Below are 1,304 nucleotides of genomic sequence, written 5' to 3'. Positions count from 1 at the left end.
ATAAAAAAAGGTGAGTAGAATTTTTTTCAAAATTCTTTACTCACCTCTCTTTTTTTTGTATAATGAATTCACCACAAACCATATACAAAAGGAGTACTCTATGTTCAGCCAAAATAAACTTAAACATATTTTCTCTAAAATTAATATATCAAATTTTCTTAATAATATCAAGAAATTTTTTAATAATGAACATTTTAATAATATTGTTACTACTATTTCTAAATTTCAAGCTTGCTTAAATTCTAAAAAAGGGTTTGTTAAATGGGAATGTCCTAGATGTTTAGGGTTTCATTTTTTTAAATTAACTTGTAAATCTAGATTATGCCCTGCCTGTGGTAAAAAATATTCCACTACTTGGGCTGAAAATACTGCTGCTTCTTTAATTAATGTTAAACACAGACATATACTATTTACTATCCCTGAACAATGTAGAAAATTCTTTGCTCTTGATAGAAACAATCTTACTAAACTTGCTTATGCTGTTAATGATATTATGCAATATCAATTCCATAATATTTATGCTAAAAATAAAAGAATTAATAAAATCGGTATATATTCTGATAACTATTTTACTCCTTCTGATATTATTCACTATGGCTTAATTACTGTTATTCATACTTTTGGTAGAGATCTTAAATGGAACCCTCATATTCACGCTATTGTTACATTAGGTGGGTTTAATAAGAATAATAAATATATTAAAAAAAATTACTTTCATGTCAATGCTATTGCTGGTCAATGGAAAAAATTAGTTATTGATATTATTAAAAATGGTAATTATGATAATCATAAAATTAAGCTTGAAGCTAATAAAGTAGCTTCTATGTTATACAAACAAGATATTAGATTTTTTTTTAGTGTTGGGCATCATAATGATTTAAATAATAATATGGGGGCTATTAAATATATTGGTAGATATCTATCTAGGGCTCCTATTGCTGAGTATAGAATTATTGATGTTTCTGATGATAAAGTTTCTTTTTGGTATGAAGACTTAGCTAATAATAAAGAAAAAACTTATCTTACATTAGATATTGAGACTTTCATATCTAAATTACTTATTCATATTCCTCCTAAAAATTTTAGAATGATTCATAGGTTTGGTATTTATTCTAGAAATGTAAAAAAAGAAATTAAGAATATTATGAAAACTATGAGAAAATATGTTTCTAAATATTCTAAGACTACTTTTTATCAATTAGAAATTTGGAATACTTTTAAAGTTAATCCTTTTTATTGTTTTGGGTGTAATATTAAAATGAGAGTTAAAATGATATCTTATGAAAATGTATATACTGGCTCCA

The 1,304-nt window shown here is 24.5% G+C and carries 1 protein-coding gene; it reads left to right on the top strand.

What is annotated here, in order from left to right; genetic code table 11:
- Window positions 1–100: 100 nt before the first annotated feature.
- Window positions 101–1,304, top strand: a 1,204-nt coding sequence (locus AWT72_RS09265) for an IS91 family transposase (protein WP_082680577.1), incomplete at its 3' end; no start/stop codon positions are given.

The sequence above is a fragment of the Oceanivirga salmonicida genome, from assembly GCF_001517915.1.
Lineage (GTDB): Bacteria > Fusobacteriota > Fusobacteriia > Fusobacteriales > Leptotrichiaceae > Oceanivirga > Oceanivirga salmonicida.
The sequence above is the reverse complement of the archived record's forward strand: the minus strand, read 5'-3'. Positions and strand labels throughout refer to the sequence as shown.